The 595-nt window shown below is 47.9% G+C and carries 1 protein-coding gene; it reads right to left on the minus strand.

Annotated elements, in window-relative coordinates; genetic code table 11:
• Nucleotides 1–595: pyridoxal-phosphate-dependent aminotransferase family protein (locus R8O11_RS29500; protein ID WP_318195161.1), on the minus strand; the 595-nt coding region annotated here is incomplete at both ends.

The following is a 595-nucleotide window of genomic DNA, read 5'->3' on the forward strand; positions in this document are numbered from 1 at the left end:
CAAAACCCAGTTTCTGAAGACCATCTTTCAACTTCTCATGCATCAATTGATGGCGAGCCCACGAGTTCTCAAGCCCCTCGTTCTGTAACACAAGCAGCGCTTCATGCAATGCATATAGGCTATTCACTGCAGCGGTGTGATGGTAGCTACGCTTACCTTCCCCACTCCAGTACCCCAACACTAAGCTTTGATCGAGGAACCAACTTTGAACTGGCGTAGTGCGCGATTGAATTTTTTCGATAGCAGCCGGAGACAGCGTCACCGGAGACAAGCCAGGCACACACGACAAACACTTTTGACTGCCTGAGTACACAGCATCAAGCTGCCATTCATCAACTTTTAACGGTACGCCGCCTAACGATGTAACGGCGTCCACAATCGACAACACATTATATTGCTTGGCTAACTTACCTAGAGTTTGTGCATCACTGACAGCACCTGTTGATGTCTCAGCATGCACAAAAGCCAGAATTTTTGTATCAGGATGTTGCTGTAGTGCTTGTTCAACTTTATCTACTGAAACAGGCACACCCCATTCATCATCGACTAGCACCACTTCACCACCAGCACGAATCACGTTTTCACGCATGCGCTC

The organism is Vibrio sp. 1288 (assembly GCF_033344475.1).